The sequence below is a fragment of the Microbacterium sp. H83 genome, assembly GCF_001650405.1.
Classification (GTDB): domain Bacteria; phylum Actinomycetota; class Actinomycetes; order Actinomycetales; family Microbacteriaceae; genus Microbacterium.
The window spans coordinates 35,412-53,827 of sequence record NZ_LWCU01000004.1 but is presented as its reverse complement, the minus strand read 5'-3'; the positions used below and the strand labels follow the sequence as shown (position 1 = coordinate 53,827).

Annotated in this window: 18 protein-coding genes; 13 read left to right on the top strand and 5 right to left on the bottom strand. The window is 70.3% G+C overall.

The annotated features are described in order from the left end of the window. The first annotated feature begins 53 nt into the window (after positions 1-53). Genes A4X16_RS02830 through A4X16_RS02820 form a run of 3 tightly spaced genes read left to right on the top strand, consistent with a single transcriptional unit; the run spans position 54 to position 2,545 of the window. Positions 54-695 carry an acyl-CoA synthetase gene (locus tag A4X16_RS02830; RefSeq protein ID WP_067116013.1) on the top strand — a complete coding sequence of 214 codons (642 nt, stop codon included), beginning with the start codon at positions 54-56 and terminating at the stop codon, positions 693-695. Then, positions 692-1,048 carry a hypothetical protein gene (locus A4X16_RS02825; RefSeq protein WP_067116009.1) on the top strand — a complete coding sequence of 119 codons (357 nt, stop codon included), beginning with the start codon at positions 692-694 and terminating at the stop codon, positions 1,046-1,048. Before A4X16_RS02830 ends, A4X16_RS02825 begins: the two co-directional genes overlap by 4 nt. A 60-nt stretch (positions 1,049-1,108) precedes the next feature. Beyond that, the gene (locus tag A4X16_RS02820; protein WP_067116006.1) at positions 1,109-2,545 is read left to right on the top strand and encodes an MFS transporter; all 1,437 of its coding nucleotides are present in this window, start codon (positions 1,109-1,111) and stop codon (positions 2,543-2,545) included. Between the two features lie 52 nt (positions 2,546-2,597). Here the strand turns inward: A4X16_RS02820 and purB are convergent, their stop codons facing one another. Next, on the bottom strand, positions 2,598-3,980 hold the full coding sequence (purB, locus tag A4X16_RS02815; RefSeq protein WP_067116001.1) for an adenylosuccinate lyase: 1,383 nt from the start codon (positions 3,978-3,980) through the stop codon (positions 2,598-2,600). A gap of 14 nt (positions 3,981-3,994) precedes the next feature. Beyond that, positions 3,995-4,516 (bottom strand): low molecular weight protein-tyrosine-phosphatase, encoded by a 522-nt coding sequence (locus A4X16_RS02810; protein ID WP_197491751.1) that lies wholly within the window; start codon positions 4,514-4,516, stop codon positions 3,995-3,997. A 164-nt stretch (positions 4,517-4,680) separates the two neighbouring features. On the opposite strand from A4X16_RS02810, the gene A4X16_RS02805 reads away from it, so the two are divergent. Both A4X16_RS02805 and A4X16_RS02800 read left to right on the top strand, forming a co-directional pair. After that, positions 4,681-4,944, top strand: a complete 264-nt coding sequence (locus tag A4X16_RS02805; protein ID WP_157559927.1) for a hypothetical protein — start codon at positions 4,681-4,683, stop codon at positions 4,942-4,944. Further along, a complete protein-coding gene (locus tag A4X16_RS02800; protein ID WP_067115994.1) occupies positions 4,941-6,224 on the top strand; it encodes a hypothetical protein in 1,284 nt (427 codons plus the stop codon). Before A4X16_RS02805 ends, A4X16_RS02800 begins: the two co-directional genes overlap by 4 nt. Before the next feature lie 6 nt (positions 6,225-6,230). Here A4X16_RS02800 and A4X16_RS02795 read toward each other — a convergent pair whose 3' ends face one another. Then, the gene (locus A4X16_RS02795; RefSeq protein ID WP_067115991.1) at positions 6,231-6,635 is read right to left on the bottom strand and encodes a phage holin family protein; all 405 of its coding nucleotides are present in this window, start codon (positions 6,633-6,635) and stop codon (positions 6,231-6,233) included. A 113-nt stretch (positions 6,636-6,748) separates the two neighbouring features. On the opposite strand from A4X16_RS02795, the gene A4X16_RS02790 reads away from it, so the two are divergent. From A4X16_RS02790 to A4X16_RS02775, 4 genes are all read left to right on the top strand, one after another. Beyond that, positions 6,749-7,816, top strand: coding sequence for a histidinol-phosphate transaminase (locus A4X16_RS02790; RefSeq protein ID WP_067115988.1), 1,068 nt, complete (start codon positions 6,749-6,751; stop codon positions 7,814-7,816). A 106-nt stretch (positions 7,817-7,922) separates the two neighbouring features. Then, entirely contained in the window at positions 7,923-9,050 is a 1,128-nt protein-coding gene (locus A4X16_RS02785; protein WP_067115985.1) for a thiamine pyrophosphate-dependent dehydrogenase E1 component subunit alpha, read from the top strand. Positions 9,051-9,061: 11 nt separating this feature from the next. Then, the gene (locus tag A4X16_RS02780) at positions 9,062-10,027 is read left to right on the top strand and encodes an alpha-ketoacid dehydrogenase subunit beta (protein WP_067116161.1); all 966 of its coding nucleotides are present in this window, start codon (positions 9,062-9,064) and stop codon (positions 10,025-10,027) included. Between the two features lie 43 nt (positions 10,028-10,070). Continuing rightward, a complete protein-coding gene (locus tag A4X16_RS02775; protein ID WP_067115982.1) occupies positions 10,071-11,435 on the top strand; it encodes a dihydrolipoamide acetyltransferase family protein in 1,365 nt (454 codons plus the stop codon). Positions 11,436-11,509: 74 nt separating this feature from the next. On the opposite strand, the gene A4X16_RS02770 is transcribed toward A4X16_RS02775, so the two are convergent. After that, complete coding sequence (locus tag A4X16_RS02770; protein ID WP_067115979.1) at positions 11,510-12,046, bottom strand: 2'-5' RNA ligase family protein; 537 nt, start codon at positions 12,044-12,046, stop codon at positions 11,510-11,512. A gap of 102 nt (positions 12,047-12,148) precedes the next feature. Next, positions 12,149-13,369 carry an ROK family protein gene (locus A4X16_RS02765; protein ID WP_067115976.1) on the bottom strand — a complete coding sequence of 407 codons (1,221 nt, stop codon included), beginning with the start codon at positions 13,367-13,369 and terminating at the stop codon, positions 12,149-12,151. 98 nt (positions 13,370-13,467) lie between these two features. On the opposite strand from A4X16_RS02765, the gene A4X16_RS02760 reads away from it, so the two are divergent. The 4 genes from A4X16_RS02760 (at position 13,468) to A4X16_RS02745 (ending at position 18,390) form a co-directional block, all read left to right on the top strand. Further along, positions 13,468-14,796, top strand: a complete 1,329-nt coding sequence (locus tag A4X16_RS02760) for an ABC transporter substrate-binding protein (RefSeq protein WP_157559926.1) — start codon at positions 13,468-13,470, stop codon at positions 14,794-14,796. Continuing rightward, entirely contained in the window at positions 14,793-15,749 is a 957-nt protein-coding gene (locus A4X16_RS02755; protein WP_082914233.1) for a carbohydrate ABC transporter permease, read from the top strand. Before A4X16_RS02760 ends, A4X16_RS02755 begins: the two co-directional genes overlap by 4 nt. Continuing rightward, complete coding sequence (locus A4X16_RS02750) at positions 15,749-16,627, top strand: carbohydrate ABC transporter permease (protein WP_067115973.1); 879 nt, start codon at positions 15,749-15,751, stop codon at positions 16,625-16,627. Before A4X16_RS02755 ends, A4X16_RS02750 begins: the two co-directional genes overlap by 1 nt. Before the next feature lie 80 nt (positions 16,628-16,707). After that, positions 16,708-18,390: a glycoside hydrolase family 13 protein gene (locus A4X16_RS02745; protein ID WP_067115970.1), complete on the top strand. Its 1,683-nt coding sequence runs from the start codon at positions 16,708-16,710 to the stop codon at positions 18,388-18,390. Positions 18,391-18,416 lie beyond the last annotated feature (26 nt).

Here is an 18,416-nt window from a genome sequence, read left to right as displayed (position 1 = left end):
CTCCGCGCCCCCGCGTAGACTGGGGGGAACACCCCGGAGGACCCTGGATCGTCATGTCTGCCCCTGCTCGCGCGTTCACCGTGCGCCATGTCCACCTGCTGCGCGCGCTCTTCGCCGCCGCCGCCGCCGTGATGATCACGTTCTCGCCCGACCACTCCGCGGCCGTCGGCCTCTCGGTCTTCAGCGGCTTCGTGCTGACGACCGGCCTGGTGCTGATCCTCGCCGCGTGGCTCGTCTTCCCGGCGGGTCAGCGCTGGTCGTCGATCGTGCTCGCCCTGCTCGGCTTCGTCGCGGGGATGACCGCGGGAGTGCCGGCCTGGCGCACGGACGACCTGTTCTTCATCGTGCTGATCGGGTGGTCCGCGGCCACGGGCCTCGTCGAGCTGATCGTCGGTCTCCGCGGACGCCGCTCCGGTGACGCCACCGCCCGCGACTCCCTCACCGTCGGCGCCTTCGGCCTGCTTCTCGCGGTCGTGCTGATCGCCATCCCGGCCGGCTTCGTGCAGCCCTACGCCATCGAGGGTGCGGGCGAGTTCGTGCTGACGGGCATCATCCTCGGCGTGGGCATGTTCGGCGGCTACGCCGCGATCGTCGCGGTCTTCCTCGCGATCGCCGGCCTCACCCCGAAGCGGGCGGATGCCGTCGAGGTCGCCGCCGACGAGCCGGCTCCCATCGATCACGGAGGAGAACGATGAGCGACGAGAAGCCCACCCGGCGCGACATCCTGCGCCCGCTGCATCTGCTCGGCATCGCGCTCGCGTGCGGCGTGTTCGCCGCCGTCGTGACGCTCGTCTCGACCGGAGCGTTCACCGCCCGCGTCAACACGGCCATCGCCAACGGCAGCTACGAGGGACTGACCCCGATCGGACTCGGTCTGGTCGTCGGGGGTGCGGCGTTCATCGTCACGCTGCTCATCCTCGCGATGCTGATCCTCGTCGTCGACCCCGCCGACGTCACCAAGACGGTCGATCGTCCCGTCCTGTACGACGACGCGGCCGCCGACGAGCCCGACGCCGACGCCCCGGGACGCTCCGCCTCCTCCTCGTGACCACGCCGGCATCCGGCATCCGCTCGGAATAGTCGCGATGCGCGACGGCTTGTCCTCAGAGTGACTGCCTCCATCGACCGCGCCTCCATCGGACTCCGGTCGGAACGAGGACCCGTGCTCGGGGCGCTCATGCTCGCCACCGGACTCATCGCCATCGACGCGACCATCCTCGCCACGGCCGTCCCGAGCATCGTGCGCGATCTGGGCAGCTACCAGCAGTTCCCGTGGCTCTTCTCCGTCTACCTGCTGGCCCAGGCGGTGAGCGTGCCGATCTACTCGAAGTTCGCCGACACCGTGGGTCGCAAGCCGATCATCCTCCTCGGGATCGGCCTGTTCCTGCTCGGCTCCCTGCTCTCGGGCTTCGCCTGGAGCATGACCGCGCTCATCGTGTTCCGCATCGTGCAGGGGCTCGGCGCCGGTGCCGTCGCCCCGATGTCCATGACGATCGTCGGCGACATCTACACCGTCGCCGAGCGCGCCAAGGTGCAGGGGTACATCGCCTCGGTGTGGGCCGTGTCGTCGGTGGTCGGCCCCGCGCTCGGCGGCATCTTCGCCCAGCTCGACGCCTGGCGCTGGATCTTCTGGGTGAACATCCCGCTGTGCCTGATCGCCGGGTGGATGCTGCTGAGGAAGTACGTCGAGGAGAAGCAGACCCAACGGCACCGCATCGACTTCGCGGGCGCGGTGCTGCTGACGGTGGGGCTCACCGGCCTGATCCTCGGGATGCTCGAGGGCGGCAACGCGTGGGACTGGATCTCGGTTCCGAGCGCGGTGTGCTTCGGTCTCGGCGTCGCGGCGCTGGTGGTGTTCGGCGTCGTCGAACGGCGCGCGGCCGAGCCCATCGTCGATCTGCGCCTGGCCGCACGGCCGCTCATCCTCACCACGACCATCGTGTCGCTCGGCATCGGCGCCCTGATGACGGGTGTCACGAGCTTCGCGCCCGCGTATCTCGAAGGATCCATCGGCATCGCCCCGCTGCTGTCGGGTCTCGCCGTCGCCGCGCTCACCCTGGGCTGGCCGCTCGCGGCGGCCAACGCGGGTCGGCTGTACCTGCGCATCGGCTTCCGTCGCACGGCGCTCACCGGCATGGCGATCACCACGGTCGCGGCCATCGCGCTCGCCGTCGTGTCACCCTGGCCGAATCCGTTCTCCGTGGCGGCGGTCGCCTTCGTCCTGGGCTTCGGTCTCGGGTGGAGCGCCGCGCCGACCCTGATCGCCGCCCAGGCATCCGTCGGCTGGGGAGAGCGCGGCGCCGTGACCGGCATGAACGCCTTCGCCCGGTCGGCGGGCAGCGCGCTCGGCGTCGCCGTGTTCGGGGCGATCTCGAACGCGGTGATCGCGCAGGGCGCGGGCCCCGACGATCCGGACACCATCGTCTCGGCATCCGTGTGGATCTTCATCGCCGCCGCGGTCGTGGCCGTGCTGACCCTCGTCGCGGCCGCGTTCATGCCCCGCGACTCCGCGGGTGCGCACTCCGGCGAGCCCGGCGCGGCCTAGCCGGTCCTCCCCGCACGGCGCACGGCGGACGGGGAGAGGCCAGGTGCCCGGATCACTTCGCGAGCTGCTCCGCGATGCCGGTGTAGGTCGCGGGCGTGAGCGCGAGGAGGCGCTGCTTGGCGGCATCCCCGATCTCGAGGCCCTCGACGAACGCGGCGAGGTCCTCGGCGCCGACGCGGTGACCGCGGGTCAGCTCCTTGAGCAGCGCGTACGGGTCGCTGATCGACGAGCGGCCGGCGACGACCTCGGCGCGGATGACCGTCTGGATCGCCTCGGCGAGCACCTCCCAGTTCACGTCGAGGTCGGCGAGCAGCACGTCGCGCGACAGCGAGATCGCGTTCAGGCCGCGACGCAGGTTGTCGAGCGCGAGCAGCGAGTGCCCGAACGCGACGCCGATGTTGCGCTGCGTGGTCGAGTCGGTGAGGTCGCGCTGGAGGCGGCTCGTGACCAGCGTCTGCCCGAGCGAGGCGAGCAGGGCGCCCGAGATCTCGAGGTTCGCCTCGGCGTTCTCGAAGCGGATCGGGTTGATCTTGTGCGGCATCGTCGACGACCCGGTCGCGCCGGCGACGGGGATCTGCGCGAAGTACCCGAGCGAGATGTACGTCCAGATGTCGGTCGCGAGGTTGTGCAGGATGCCGCCCGCGTGACGCACGCGGTCGTAGAGCTCGACCTGCCAGTCGTGCGACTCGATCTGGGTCGTCAGCAGGTTGAAGCCCAGGCCCAGGCGCTCGATGTACTCGCGGGCGATGGTCGGCCAGTCGGCGTCGGGGTCGGCCGCGAGATGCGCCGACCAGGTGCCGGTCGCGCCCGAGAACTTGGCGAGGTAGTCGGATGCCGCGATCTGCCCTCGCACGCGCTCGAGACGCCACGCGAAGACGGCGATCTCCTTGCCCATGGTCGACGGCGTGGCCGGCTGCCCGTGCGTGCGCGAGAGCATCGGCGCGTCGGCGTGCTCGGCGGCCAGCTCGCGCAGCTTCGCGATCACGGTGTCGAGCGCGGGGAGCCAGACCTCTTCGACGGCGCGCTTGACGGTCAGCGCGTAGGAGGCGGAGTTGATGTCCTCGCTGGTGCAGGCGAAGTGCGTCAGCTCGGCGATGGCGTCGAGGCCCAGGCTGCTGAGGCGGTCGCGCACGAGGTACTCGATGGCCTTCACGTCGTGCTGCGTGACGGCCTCCTTCTCGGCGAGCCAGTCGATCTCGGCCTGCCCGAAGTCGCGGTAGAGGGCGCGGAGGCGCTCCTTGTCGGCATCCGACAGCGGCGACGTCTCGAACAGCGAGCGGTCGGTGAGGGCGATCAGCCACTCGACCTCGACCTCGACCCGCGCGCGGTTGAGGCCGGCCTCGGAGAGGAAGTCGGCGAGTCCGGTGACGGCGGCGCGGTACCGACCGTCGAGGGGGCTCAGGGGCTGCGGCGGGAGCGAGGGCTGGAAAGTCAGGGGAGTCCTCCTGATCAGGCCCCGAGGGTGCGGGGCGTGTGGGGCTGGCGGAGAGCCGGCTCGAGCTGGCGGAACAGCCCGCGCGTCGCCGCCTCAATCATACCGAGCACCGAATCGAACATCTCGGGGCCGGCGTAGTAGGGGTCCGGCACGTCCTGCGACGTCGCGCCGGGGTCGAAGGCGAGCAGCAGCGTGACCTTGCCCTCCTCGTCCTCGTCTCTGGCCCACTCCCGCAGGATGCGCTCGTGGGTGCGGTCGAGCGCGACGACGAGGTCGTGCTCGGCGAACGACGCGAAGGTGAACTGCTTCGCGCGGTGCTGGGATCCGTCGTATCCGCGGCGGGCGAGGGCGTCGATCGTGCGGTGGTCGGCGCGCTCGCCGAGGTGCCAGTCGCCGGTGCCGGCGCTGCGCGAGACGATGCGCGAGCCGAGTCCCTGGCGGTCCGCGAGATCGCGGAAGACGACCTCCGCCATCGGAGAGCGGCAGATGTTCCCCGTGCACACGAAGATCACGCGGAAGGGATCCGGGGATGTCACCGCTCCATTCTGCCGGTCGGGGGCGGATCGCGCGACGTCGGGTATCGCCGGTCGGTCCCGACCTCTCCTGCACGGATGCCGCGCACCGGCGACCTGCTCACCACGACCGGTCGGGAGCGATGCCCGGCGCGCGCGGGGACGGCCGCATCGCGGAGGGTGGGCGCATGCACTCCATAGCACCCTGGGAAACAGAGACCGTGGTCACCGCGTGGGCGAAGTCCGCCGCCCGCCGGCATCTGCGCGAGGCGATCGACGCGCTCGACGACGCACGTGTGAGGCTGATCGGCCTCGCCGAGGACACCGAATGGCACTCCGACGGAGTGCGGGCGATGCACGAGAAGCTGTCGGATCTGCAGCGCCGCACGGCGGCCGTCGCCGGCTCCGTGCGCTTCCGGCAGAGCGAGATCGAGGGGGTGCCGATCCCATGAGCGGGCTGTCCATCGACCATGGCGGCGCGATCTCCGTCGACCCCGACGCGCTGCGTGTGGCCGCCCGGCGGATGGATGCCGTGGCCTCGCGCCTCGACGAGGCGGCGGCGGCCGTGAGGGAGGCCCATCGCGTCGTCGTCGACACTCCCGGCTTCAGCGCGTACGTCGACACCGTCGCGCTGTGGACCGCCGGGGACGGCGTGACGCGACTGCTCGACGAATGCCGTGAGACGGCGGAGAGCACGATGCTCATGGCCGACGCGTACGAGTACGTGGAGCTCGCGACGCGGGCGGAGGCGCTGGCCCTCACCGACGAGGCCGCCGCGCAGGAGCTGCGTCGGCGCATGGAGAGCATGGTCCTCGCCGATCCCCGCGTGGCGGAGACGGCGGCGGAGCTCCTGCGGACGTGGAGGGCGCACCGATTCGACGGGCTCGAGCCCGCGTACCCCGCGGACCTCGTGTTCGGACCGCTCGTCTGGGCAGCGGCCGGGCTGGGGCTGACCGCCCTGGGCACCGTCCGCCCCGGCGCCGCGCTGTCGGGCGCGAGCGATCCCGTGCGCGTCGCGCCCGTCGCGACGTCGACGCCGACGGCCCCGCCGACGAGCATCGCGACGTCGCTCACCCGCATGCCGACCGCGCCCGGCGCGCAGGTCGCGGTGGAGAAGTACTCCTTCGCCGACGGGAGGACGAAGTTCGTCGCGTATCTCGCCGGCACCCGCAGCATCGCGGTCGGCGGTTCCGAGCCGTGGGACATGAAGTCCAACGTCGAGATGTACTCGGGCTCGATGTCGGCCTCCTACCAGGCCACGGTCGACGCGCTCACCGCGGCGGGCGCCGAACCGGGCGACGAGGTCGACGTCGTCGCCTACTCCCAGGCCGGGATGATCTCGTCGTACCTGTCCACCGGGAGCGAGTTCGACGTGCAGATGCAGATCACCGCCGGGAGTCCCACCCAGGCCATGCCCGATGAGGACCAGACGGTGATCCGTCTCGCGCACACCGACGACCCGGTCGCCGGGCTGTCCGGGGGTGGCACGGCCGGGGGCGTCGGATCGTCCCTGAGCTTCAGCGCCACTCGCGAGGGCGACGCGGGTCCCGGCGGCGGCCTCTGGCCCCTCGGTGCTCACTCCCTCGAGAGCTACATCGAGACCGCCGAGATGCTCGAGGCGTCCGGCGATCCCCGCGTCGAGGCGGTCGGGACGTTCTGGGACGACCTCGCCCGCGCCGAGACGATCGAGCGGACGGAGTACCGCGCGGAGCGGATCGAGGATCCGCGGTGACCGCGGTCAGTCGCGGCGCGACCTCTTGCGCTGCGGTCGCAGGATGAAGCCGAAGACGCCGTTGATCAGCGAGATGATGAGCGCCGCGAGCACACCCCACCAGAAGTCGCCGACGGTCAGCCCCCAGCCGAAGCCGCTCGTGATCCACGCGGTCAGCCACAGCAGGAAGCCGTTGATCACGAAGCCGATGAGACCGAGGGTCAGGATGTACAGGGGGAAGGCGACGATCTTCACGACCGTGCCGATGATCGTGTTCACGAGGGCGAAGATGGCGGCCACCGCGAGCAGGGTCAGCACGAGCTGGAGCGTCTCGCCCGGAGCGAACGCGACGATCTGCACCTGCAGAGCGGGGATCAGCGTGACGACCCACAGGGCGAACGCGTTGACGACGACTCGGATGATGAAGCGCATGGTGAGGCCAGTCTCCCATGAGCGGATGAGGATGTCAGCGCGATCCTGCGGTCGCGCCGGGCGATGGTCGGCCGCCTTCGTCGAACCGGATCCCGGTATCTAGACTCATGTCTGTGACCGACCCGATCCTCCCGCGCATCCGTCCCGCCATCGCCGCTCTCGCGCCGTACCGCCAGGGGAAGCAGGCGGGTCCCGACGCCTTCAAGCTCTCCAGCAACGAGAACCCGTTCGAGCCGCTGCCGTCCGTGGTCGCCGCGCTGCAGGACATCACGCCGGTCAACCGCTATCCCGACGCGACCGCGGGCCGGCTGCGCGCCCGTCTCGGAGAGCGGTTCGGGGTCGAGCCCGACCAGGTGCACGTCGCCGCGGGCAGCGTCTCGATCCTCCACCAGCTGGTCCTCGCCGTGGCATCCGTGGGCGACGAGGTCGTCTACGCGTGGCGCTCGTTCGAGGCGTACCCCAGCCTCCCGCTCGTCGCCGGCGCGACCGGTGTCCAGGTGCCGCTGACCGCCGATTCACGCCACGACCTCGACGCGATGGCCGCCGCCGTGACCGACCGCACCCGCGCGATCATCCTGTGCACGCCGAACAACCCGACCGGCCCGATCATCACGAGCGACGAGTTCGCGACGTTCATCGAGCGGGTCCCTGCCGACGTGCTCGTCATCCTCGACGAGGCCTACGCCGAGTTCGTGACCGCGCCGACCGCCGTGAACGGTCTCGACGAGCGCGTGTACGAGCGGCATCCGAACGTCGTCGTGCTGCGCACCTTCTCGAAGGCCTACGGTCTCGCGGGCCTCCGCGTCGGCTATGCGATCGGCAATGAGAAGGTCCTCGACGCCGCGCGCACCACCGGCATCCCGCTCTCCGTGACGTCCGCCGCCGAGAACGCCGCCATCGCGAGCCTCGACGCCGAAGCCGAGCTCATGCAGCGCGTCGCCTCGATCGTCGAGCGGCGCACCCGACTGCTCGAGGGGCTCCGTGCGCAGGGGTGGGACGTGCCGGACAGCCAGGCGAACTTCATCTGGCTGCCGACCGGCGAGCGCACCGACGAGGCGGCGGCCGTGTTCGCGCGCGAGGACCTCGTGGTCCGCCCGTTCTCCGGCGACGGCATCCGCATCTCGGTGGGCGAGGAGGAGTCGATCGGCCGCGTCCTCGACGTCGCCGCGACCCTGCTCTGACGCGCTTCCGCGCCGCTCGGTGCGGCCCGTCGTCGCCCTTCCCGGCAGTTATGAGGACGTCCTAGGTATACGCGACCGCGCATGCGCACGGCGGTAGCGTGGCACCGTGACCTCGTCAGAGACTGAACTCGTCCGCGTCCTGGAGAAGGACGGCCGCTTCGCGCCGAGTCCGGCTGCCGAGCAGTATCTGCCTTTGATCGAGGCGATCAGCGATGCCGAGCTCGAGCAGTTCTACCGCGACATGGTGATCATCCGCGCGATCGACACCCAGGCGACGAACCTGCAGCGACAGGGCCAGCTCGCGCTGTGGCCGCCGAGCCGCGGGCAGGAGGCGGCGCAGGTCGGCTCCGCGCGCGCGGCCCGTCCGCAGGACACGATCTTCCCGTCCTACCGCGAGCACGCCGTCACCCGCATCCGCGGCGTCGACCCGCTCGACATCATCAAGCTCATGCGCGGCGTCTCGCACGGCGGCTGGGACCCGACCGACCCGAAGAACGGCAACACCCGGCTCTACACCCTCGTGCTCGGCTCGCAGACGCTGCATGCCGCGGGCTACGCCATGGGGCTGACCTTCGACGGCCGCACCGGCACCGGCGATCCCGACCGCGACGAGGCCGTCGTCGTCTACTACGGCGACGGGGCTTCCAGCCAGGGCGACGTGCACGAGGCGATGGTGTTCGCGGCGAGCTACCAGGCGCCGACCGTGTTCTTCCTGCAGAACAACCACTGGGCGATCTCCGTGCCGGTGACGACGCAGTCGCGCGTCCCGCTCGTCGAGCGCAGCGCGGGCTACGGCATCCCCAGCACCCGGGTCGACGGCAACGACGTCCTCGCCAGCTACGCGGTGTCGCGGGTGGCGCTCGACGAAGCCCGCGCCGGCGGGGGGCCGCGGGCGATCGAGGCCGTCACCTATCGGCTCGGAGCGCACACGACGAGCGACGACCCCACCAAGTACCGCGGCTCCGACGAGGAGCTGTCGTGGGCCGAGCGCGACCCGATCGTTCGCATGCGCGCGTTCCTCGAGAACAGGGGAGCAGGCGAGCGGTTCTTCACCGAGACGGATGCCGAGGCGGCGGAGGCCGCCGAGGACCTGCGCTCGCGATCGGTCGAGCTCGGGCCTCCGCCCGCCGACCGGATGTTCGACCACGTCTACAGCGAGCCCCACCCCGTGATCGCCGAGCAGAAGGCGTGGCGCGACCGGTACGAGGCGTCGTTCGAAGGAGAAGGCCAGTGACCCTGGAGACGATGCCGCTCAGCAAGGCGCTCAACGCCGGACTCCGTGCCGCCATGGAGGCCGACGCCAAGGTCCTCCTCATGGGTGAGGACATCGGCAAGCTCGGCGGCGTCTTCCGCGTGACCGAGCACCTGCAGCGCGACTTCGGCGATCGACGCGTGCTCGACACCCCGCTCGCGGAGTCCGGGATCGTCGGCACCGCGATCGGACTCGCCATGACCGGGTTCCGTCCGGTCATCGAGATCCAGTTCGACGGGTTCGTCTTCCCCGCGTTCGACCAGATCACCACGCAGCTCGCGAAGCTCACCAACCGGCACGAGGGAGCGCTCAGCCTTCCGATCGTGATCCGCATCCCGTACGGCGGCCACATCGGCGCCGTCGAGCACCACCAGGAGAGCCCGGAGGCGTACTTCGCGCACACCCCCGGTCTGCGCGTGGTCTCGCCGTCGACGCCGAACGACGCGTACTGGATGATCCAGGAGGCCATCGCGTCGAACGATCCCGTGATCTTCATGGAGCCCAAGAGCCGGTACTGGGTCAAGGGCGAGGTCGAGCTCGACGCCTCGGCCGCGCCGCTGCACTCCTCGCGGGTCGTGCGCACGGGTTCGGATGTGACCCTCGTCGGCCACGGCGCCATGGTGACGACGCTGCTGCAGGCAGCGGCGCTCGCCGAGGCCGAGGGCACGAGTTGCGAGGTCGTCGACGTGCGGTCGCTGTCGCCCATCGACTACGAGCCGATCCTCGGGTCGGTGCGCAAGACCGGTCGCATGGTCTACGCGCAGGAGGCGCAGGGCTTCACGAGCGTCGGCAGCGAGGTCGCGGCCACCGTCATGGAGCGCGCGTTCTACGCCCTCGAGGCGCCGGTGCTGCGCGTCTCGGGGTACGACACTCCGTTCCCGCCCGCGAAGCTCGAGGGCGCGTACCTGCCGGATGCCGACCGCATCCTCGAGGCCGTCGACCGCTCGCTGGCCTACTGAATCTCCGGAGTTATCACCACGGCATCCGCCGAAAGGACTCGACATGAGCACGCAGAACTTCAACCTCCCCGACGTGGGCGAGGGCCTGACCGAGGCCGAGATCGTCGCCTGGAAGGTCGCTCCCGGTGACACGGTCGCCATCAACGACGTCATCTGCGAGATCGAGACGGCCAAGTCGCTCGTCGAGCTGCCGTCGCCGCACGCCGGAGTCGTCGGCGAGCTGCTCGCGGCCGAGGGCACGACCGTCGAGGTCGGCTCGCCGATCATCACGTTCGTGACGGATGCCCGCGACGACGCCGGACCCGGAGTGATCGCGACCGCCGAGGCGCCCGCTCCCGAGGAGGGCGGCGGCTCCGTGCTCGTCGGCTACGGCTCGGGCGGCGGAGCGACGTCGCGGCGCAAGCGTCCCGCGGAGCGTCCGGTGCGGTCGTCTGTGGGAGTCATCGCGAAGCCGCCCATCCGCAAGCTCGCGCGCGACCTGGGCGTCGACCTGACCGCCGTCACCCCGTCGGGCGCCGACGGCGAGGTCACGCGCGACGACGTGGTGACCCACGCGCAGCAGGCCAGCGTCTTCCGCAACATCGAGACGCCCGAGTGGGGCCAGGTGCGCGAGGAGACCGTGCCCGCCCCGCAGACGGCGCAGGTCGGCCTCGCCCGGGGCCTGTCTCCCGCACCGGCATCCGCCTCTCGCGCCGGCGACGACGCCGGTCGCACGGAGTCCATCCCGGTCAAGGGCGTGCGCAAGGCGACGTCGTCGGCCATGGTGCAGAGTGCGTACTCCGCTCCTCACGTGACCGTGTGGAAGGAGATCGACGCGAGCCGCACGATGGAGCTGGTCAAGCGGCTCAAGGCGTCGCCGGACTACGCCGACATCCGCGTCTCGCCGCTGCTGATCATGGCACGGGCCGTGATCTGGGCCGCTCGCCGCACCCCGATGGTCAACGCGGCCTGGATCGAGACCGAGAGCGGCGCCGAGATCGCCGTGCGCCACTACGTGAACCTGGGCATCGCCGCAGCCACCCCGCGCGGCCTCCTCGTGCCGAACATCAAGGACGCGCAGGACCTGAGCATGAAGGATCTGGCCCGCGCGCTGAACCGTCTGACCCTGACGGCGCGGGAGGGCAAGACCAGCCCCGCCGATCAGCAGGGCGGCACGATCACGATCACCAACATCGGCGTGTTCGGGATGGATGCCGGCACTCCGATCATCAATCCGGGCGAGGCCGGGATAGTGGCCATGGGCACGATCAGCCAGAAGCCCTGGGTCGTCGACGGCGAGGTGCGCCCGCGCTGGGTCACCACCGTCGCCGGATCCTTCGACCACCGTGTGATCGACGGCGACGGCATGAGCCGCTTCATCGCCGACGTCGCCTCGGTGCTGGAGGAGCCCGCACTGCTCGTCGAGTGAGCAGGCAGATGCGCGAGGACAGGCATCCCGGGCGGCAGGATGCCTGTCGTCGCGCGATCGCCTGTTCTCGGTGACTACGTCCGCAGGACCGCGAGAGTGGTGGTGACGGCGGCATCGGCATCCCAGTGCCGCACGCTCGCCGCGTGACCGCGGATGTCGCCGCCGAGGAGATCGAGCGCCGCTGCGATATCGGCGACCCGCAGGCGACGGGCGAGGGCGACGTGCGGCATCCACTCGCCCGGCGCGGTGTGAGGCGCATCCTCGCCCGGGCCGGCAGCGGCGCGCACGGACGCGCGGAGCTCGAGCAGCTCTGCGGAGGGCAGGATGCTGCGCGCCAGCACGCGGCGCTCGCCGGCGCCGAACAGCAGCGGAGCGCCCAGGGTGATCGGGAACGAGGATGCTCCGGCGAGAGCGTCCGCGTCGAGCAGGGGCAGCCCGATGCGCGCCATCAGCGTGATGTGGGGGCGGTTGCTCGCCGATGTGTGCCCGGCCAGGCTCGACATGCCGCGGGCGGCGAGAGCATCCCACTCGGCGCGGATCGCCGCATCGGCGACCGGGTCGACGAGCAGCTCGATCGCTGAAGGGGAGCGCTGCGGCTCTGCGTCTCGCACGGATCGATTATCCCGCCGCACCGGACCAGGCGTTCACGCGAGGACAGGCCTTTTCCGATCGGGTTTGCCTGTTCTGGCGCGATCGCCTGTTCCGGCGATGATCTAGCCGGCCGCGCTGAGCCGGCGCTCGGCGAGCATCGGCACTGCGCGCTCGCGCGCCGCGCGCCGGGCGGTCGTCACCGCTCCCACCGACACGACCTCGGCACCCAGCGTCGAGGCGAGGATCTGCGGAGCGGGGAGGTGCAGCTGCTCGGGCAGGACCTTCCGCGCTGCGGCGAGCACCGGCTCGATGCTCTCGGCGACGGCGCCGCACACGATGACCCGCGCGGGGTCGTACATGCTGCCGAGGACGCCCACGATCCGCGCGAGCGTCTCTCCGACGCGCGCGCTCACGAGCAGAGCATCCGCGTCGCCCGCGGCGGCGGCGGTCAGGACGGTGCGCGGGTCGATGTGCGCCGAGCGGGCGAGTCGCCCCATGGCGCTCTCCGGGTCGATCTCCCCGGCATCCGCGGCCGAGCGCACCTGCTCGGGCAGCGCGTAGGTGAGGCCGAACGCCGATCCGACGCCGATGATGTGGTCGAAGACGATGCCCTCGCCGACGCCGCCGTGGGCGCCGTGGAGCACGTGGCCGTCCACGACGACCCCACCGCCGAAGCGCTCGCCGGAGACCAGGGCGACGTAGTCGCGGCATCCGATCGCGGCGCCGTGCGATCCTTCGGCGACGGCGGCGAGCTGCGCGTCGTTCTTGACCTCGACGATCGGCGCCCAGCCGTGCAGAGCCTCGGCGAGATCGGGGTTCGTGCGCTCCCAGAACCCGTCGGGATGCGGAGGCGAGATGCCGTCCCGGTTCACGGGGGCGGCGACCCCGGCGCATACCGCGAGCACGTCCTCGGGGGCGACCTCCGCCTCTCGGAGGGCGGCGGTCATCCGCTCGAGGATGGTGGCCCGGCGCGCGCTCGCGGACTGCGTGGGGTCGAGGTCGGTGCGATGGTGCACGAGCACGCGATCGATCGGGTCGGCGACCGTCACCGCGACGTGCATGTCGCCGGCGTCCACGCCGATCACGACGCCGAGATCGGCGGACAGCACGAAGCGCCGAGCCGGGCGTCCGGATCGGTAGCTGCCGGCGGCGCGGGCGTTGGCGAGCTCGCGCAGCACCTGGGCGCTCACGAGCGTGTCGATCGCATCGATCGCGGTGGACCGGGTGAGGGAGGTGCTCGCCATGACCTCGGATGCCGTGAACTCGCCGGCGGTCCAGGCGAAGTCGAGCACGGCGCCCACGCTCGCGCGCCCGGTGCCGAGACCTGCGGATGCCTCTGTCACGGGTCTTGACCTCCCTCTCGCTCAGATGGGATAGTACCGTTCATCGAAGTTGATTTGCTCACTAGATTTAGTCTGCAGATCTACAGGACGAAAGGACGATGGTGTCTCTGAAACTCCCACGACCGGCGCGGCTCGCCGCGGCTGCAGCCGCGCTCGCCCTGGTCGGAGCAGGTCTCGCCGCATGCTCGCCGTCCGGCGGCGCGGAGACGATCCGCTTCACGTTCAACAAGCGCGAGGCGATCGGCTTCATGACCGATCTCGTCGCGACGTACAACTCCTCGCAGAGCGACGTGCGCGTCGAGATCGACACCTCGGGGCCCGACGTCATCTCCGCGAGCTTCGTGCGGGGCAACCCGCCCGACCTCATCCTCGGCAACTACAACTACGAGATCGCGCGATTCGTGCAGCGCTGCACCCTGAGCGATCTGTCCGACACGGATGCCGCGGCGTCGGTGCGCGACGACCTGCAGCCGCTCATGGACCAGTACGGCTCGTGCGAGGGCCGCACGAGTGCCCTGCCCTACTCGGTGATGGCGGCATCCGTCATCTACAACAAGGAGATCTTCGACGCCCAGGGGCTCGAGGTGCCGCAGACGTGGGACGAGCTGCTCGCGGTGTGCGAGCAGCTGAAGCAGGCGGGGATCGACCCGTTCTACGCGACCTTCAAGGACGACTGGACCGTCGGTCAGGGCTGGTACGACTACTCCGTCGGCGGCACTGTCGACACGATCGACTTCTTCGACGCGATGGCCGAGGAGGGCGCCGAGGTCGGACCCGACTCCGAGGTCTCGTTCGAGAAGGATTTCGCGCAGCCCATGGAGCAGATGATGCAGCTCGCGAACGAGTACACGAACGAGGATGCCGCGAGCCGCGGATACGGCGACGGCAACCTCGCGTTCTCCAAGGGCGAGGCCGCGATGTACCTGCAGGGTCCCTGGGCCTTCAGCGAGATCGCCAAGACCGCCCCCGACCTCGAGCTCGGCACCTTCCCGCTGCCCATGACGAACGACCCCGCCGACCTGGGCGTGCGCGTGAACATGGACCTCGGCGCGATGATCCCGGAGGGGTCGCAGCACCAGGAGGCCGCCCGCGACTTCCTCGAGTACCTGTACCTGCCCGAGAACATCGAGGCGTACAACGCCTCGCAGCTCGGGTTCACCCCGACGAAGGATGCCGCGGCTCCCGACGACCCGCGCATCGAGGGGATGATCGAGTACTACGAGAACGGCCAGATCTACCAGGGCCCCTCCGTGCTCGTGCCCCGCACCATCCCGGTGATGAACTACGCGCAGGCGATGGCGCTCGGCGCCTCGACGACGTCGACGCTGCGCACCATGGACGCGGACTGGGCTCGCATCGCCTTCCGCGCACCCATCCCGAAGACCGACGATGCGGCATCCGGCGAGACAGAGGAGTCCGCACCGTGAGCACCACCGCGACCTCGAACACCACGAGACCGAACAGCCCCACGACCGACACGACGTCGATCGTCACGGGGCAGGGGCGCAGGCTCCGCAAGCGCGGCCACCGGGTCGAGCCGATCTACTACTTCTTCCTCGTGCCGACGCTCATCATCTTCACGCTGGCGATCACCGTGCCCGCCGTGATGGGCATCTTCTTCAGCTTCACCGACTCGATCGGCATCGGCGAGTGGAGCTTCAACGGGCTCACCAACTACATCGCGATGTTCAGCGACCCGGCGATCCTGCAGAGCTACCTCTTCACGTTCGGCTTCTCGATCGCCACGGTGATCGTGGTCAACGTGATCGCCTTCCTGCTGGCGGTGGGGCTGACCTCCCGCATCCGCTTCAAGACCGGCCTGCGCACGATCTTCGTGATCCCGATGGTCATCTCGGGCATCATCATCGCCTACGTCTTCAACTTCCTGTTCTCGAACTCGGTCCCCGCGGCCGGCGCCGCGACCGGCATCCCGTGGCTCGAGACCAGCCTGCTCGCGAACCCGGACCTCGCTTGGATCGCGATCGTGATCGTGACCGCGTGGCAGGCGGTCCCCGGTGCGCTGCTCATCTACATCGCCGGCCTCCTGTCGGTGCCCGGCGAGGTGTACGAGGCGGCGAGCATCGACGGGGCGAGCAAGACCCAGCAGCTGACGCGCATCACGATCCCGCTGGTCGCCGGCTACGTGGTGATCAACGTGATCCTCGGGTTCAAGGGCTTCCTGAACGCCTACGACATCATCGTCGGCCTCACCAACGGCGGACCCGGCACGTCGACCCGCAGCGTCGCGATGACGATCATCGCGGGCTTCAACGCCGGCGACTACGCCTACCAGATGGCCAACGCGACGATCTTCTTCATCGTCGCGGTGCTCATCTCCCTGCTGCAGCTCTCGCTGACCCGCGGAAGGAACGCACTCTGATGTCGACGGAGACACTCACCACGATGTCCGCCTCGGGCAGGAAGCCCCGCGTCCGCATGGAGCGGGTCAACTGGTCGGGCACGATCATCCTCATCCTCTGCGCGGTGACCGTGCTGCTGCCGCTGTACGTCACCCTCTCGATGGCGTTCAAGACCACGGGGCAGGCCGTCGACGGCAACGCGTTCTCGCTGCCGGCCCCGTTCAGCATCGACGGCTTCGTCGAGGCCTGGAACCTCACGAAGTTCCCCGTCGGCGCCGCGATCTCCCTGTTCGTCACGGCCGGCACGGTGATCGCGACGATAGTGCTCGCCGCGTTCGCGTCGTATGCGATCGTCCGCAACTGGGATCACCGCCTGTTCCGCTGGTCGTTCTTCTACCTGCTGGCGGCGATGTTCATCCCGTTCCCCGTGGTGGCGCTGCCGCAGATCCAGCTCACCGGATACGTCAAGCTGGACAACCCGTTCGGCGTCATCATCCTCGCGACGATGTTCCAGCTCAGCTTCAGCGTGCTGCTGTTCACGGCGTTCCTGCGGTCCATCCCGCTCGAGCTCGAGGAGAGCGCCCGCATCGACGGGGCATCCACCTGGCAGACGTTCTGGCAGCTGATCTTCCCGCTGCTCGCGCCGATGAGCGCCACGGTCGGCATCTTCGCGTTCCTCTACGCATGGAACGACTTCATGATGCCGTCGCTGATCATCTCGGACCCCGCGATGCAGACGCTGCCGGTGCGGCAGAACCTCTTCCAGACGCAGTTCAGCAACAACTACAACGTGTCGTTCGCGTCGTACCTGATGGCGATGGCCCCGGCGATCCTGGCGTACCTGTTCACGCAGCGCTTCGTCATGGAGGGCGTCACGCAGGGAGCCGTGAAGGGCTGACCCCCGGACCGCGACGACCCGCACGACCCGCACGACCGCACGACCCGCACGACCGCAACGAAGAAGGAGCAACACCCCTCATGACCGATGCGCTTCTCACCGAGACCCGCGACGACACGACGGCGGCATGGTGGCGGCAGGCCGCCGTCTACCAGATCTATCCGCGCAGCTTCGCGGACGCGAACGGCGACGGCCTGGGTGACATCCCCGGCATCGTCTCGCGCGCCGACTACCTGCAGGAGCTCGGGATCGACGCCGTCTGGCTGAGCCCCTTCTACCCGTCGGCCCTGGCCGACGGCGGATACGACGTGGCCGACTACCGGGACGTCGATCCGCGGCTGGGCACGCTCGACGACTTCGACGACATGGTCGCGGCCCTGCACGAGCGCGGCATCCGCGTCGTGGTCGACATCGTGCCGAACCACTCGTCGGATCTCCACGAGTGGTTCCAGGAGGCGCTCGCCGCAGGGCGGGGGTCGGCCGCCCGCGAGCGGTACATCTTCCGCGAGGGGTCGGGCCCCGACGGCTCCGAGCCGCCCACCGACTGGACCGCCGCCTTCGGCGGTTCGGCGTGGGAGCGCGTGGAGGACGGCCAGTGGTACCTGCACAGCTTCGCGCCCGAGCAGCCGGACTTCAACTGGGACCACCCGGAGGTGCGCGAGGACTTCCTCACGACACTGCGCTTCTGGTCGGACCGCGGCGTCGACGGGTTCCGCATCGACGTCGCGCACATGCTCACGAAGGACCTCAGCGAGCCGCTGCCCAGCAGCGCGGAGCTCGAGGGGATGCCGCATGACGGCACTCACCCGCTGCACGATCGCGACGACGTGCACGAGATCTACGCCGAGTGGCGGCGCGTGTTCGACGAGTACGACCCGCCGCGCACGGCCGTCGCCGAGGCGTGGGTGTCGACGCCCGAGCGCCGCGCCCGCTATGCCTCGGCCGAGGGCCTCGGGCAGGCGTTCAACTTCGATCTGCTGGTCGCGGACTTCGACGCCGCGCAGTTCCGCACGATCATCGCCGACAACCTGGCGCAGGCGGATGCCACGGGGTCGTCCACCACCTGGGTGCTCTCGAACCACGACGTCACTCGGCACGCGACGCGCTACGGACTCGCGCCGCTGAACGGACGCGAGGGCGTCAAGCAGGGCGTCGAGTGGGTCGCGGCGGGCGGTCCCGCCGACCAGCTCGATCGCGAGACGGGGCTGCGCCGTGCGCACGCCGCGACTCTGCTGCTGCTGGGGCTCCCGGGCAGCACCTACCTCTACCAGGGAGAGGAGCTCGGGCTGCAGGAGGTCGCCGAGATCGCGCCGGAGCAGCGTCAGGACCCGTCGTTCTTCCGCGGCGCGGTGTTCGACGGGCTCGGACGCGACGGATGCCGGGTGCCGCTGCCGTGGACGGCATCCGGTCCCTCGTTCGGATTCGGCGGCATCGAGGCGCACCTCCCGCAGCCGGCGTGGTTCGCCGAGCACGCCGTCGAGGTCGAGGAGGCCGACCCGCAGTCGACGCTCTCGCTGTACCGCGAGGCTCTGCGCCTGCGCCGCCTGCTGCAGACCGACGAGAGCCTCGAGTGGATCGAGACCGGCCGCGCCGACGTGCTGCGCTTCGCCCGTCCGAACGGCTGGCAGATCGTCACGAACTTCGGGTCCGAGCCCTTCGACCTGGGCGCGGATGCCGCGGAGGTCGTGCTCGGTGCAGTGGTCGACGGCGCGGTGCCGGCGGACTCGACGGTCTGGATCGCACCGGCCGGCCTGGTCGGCTGACGCGGCCGGCCGGGTCGGCTGACGCG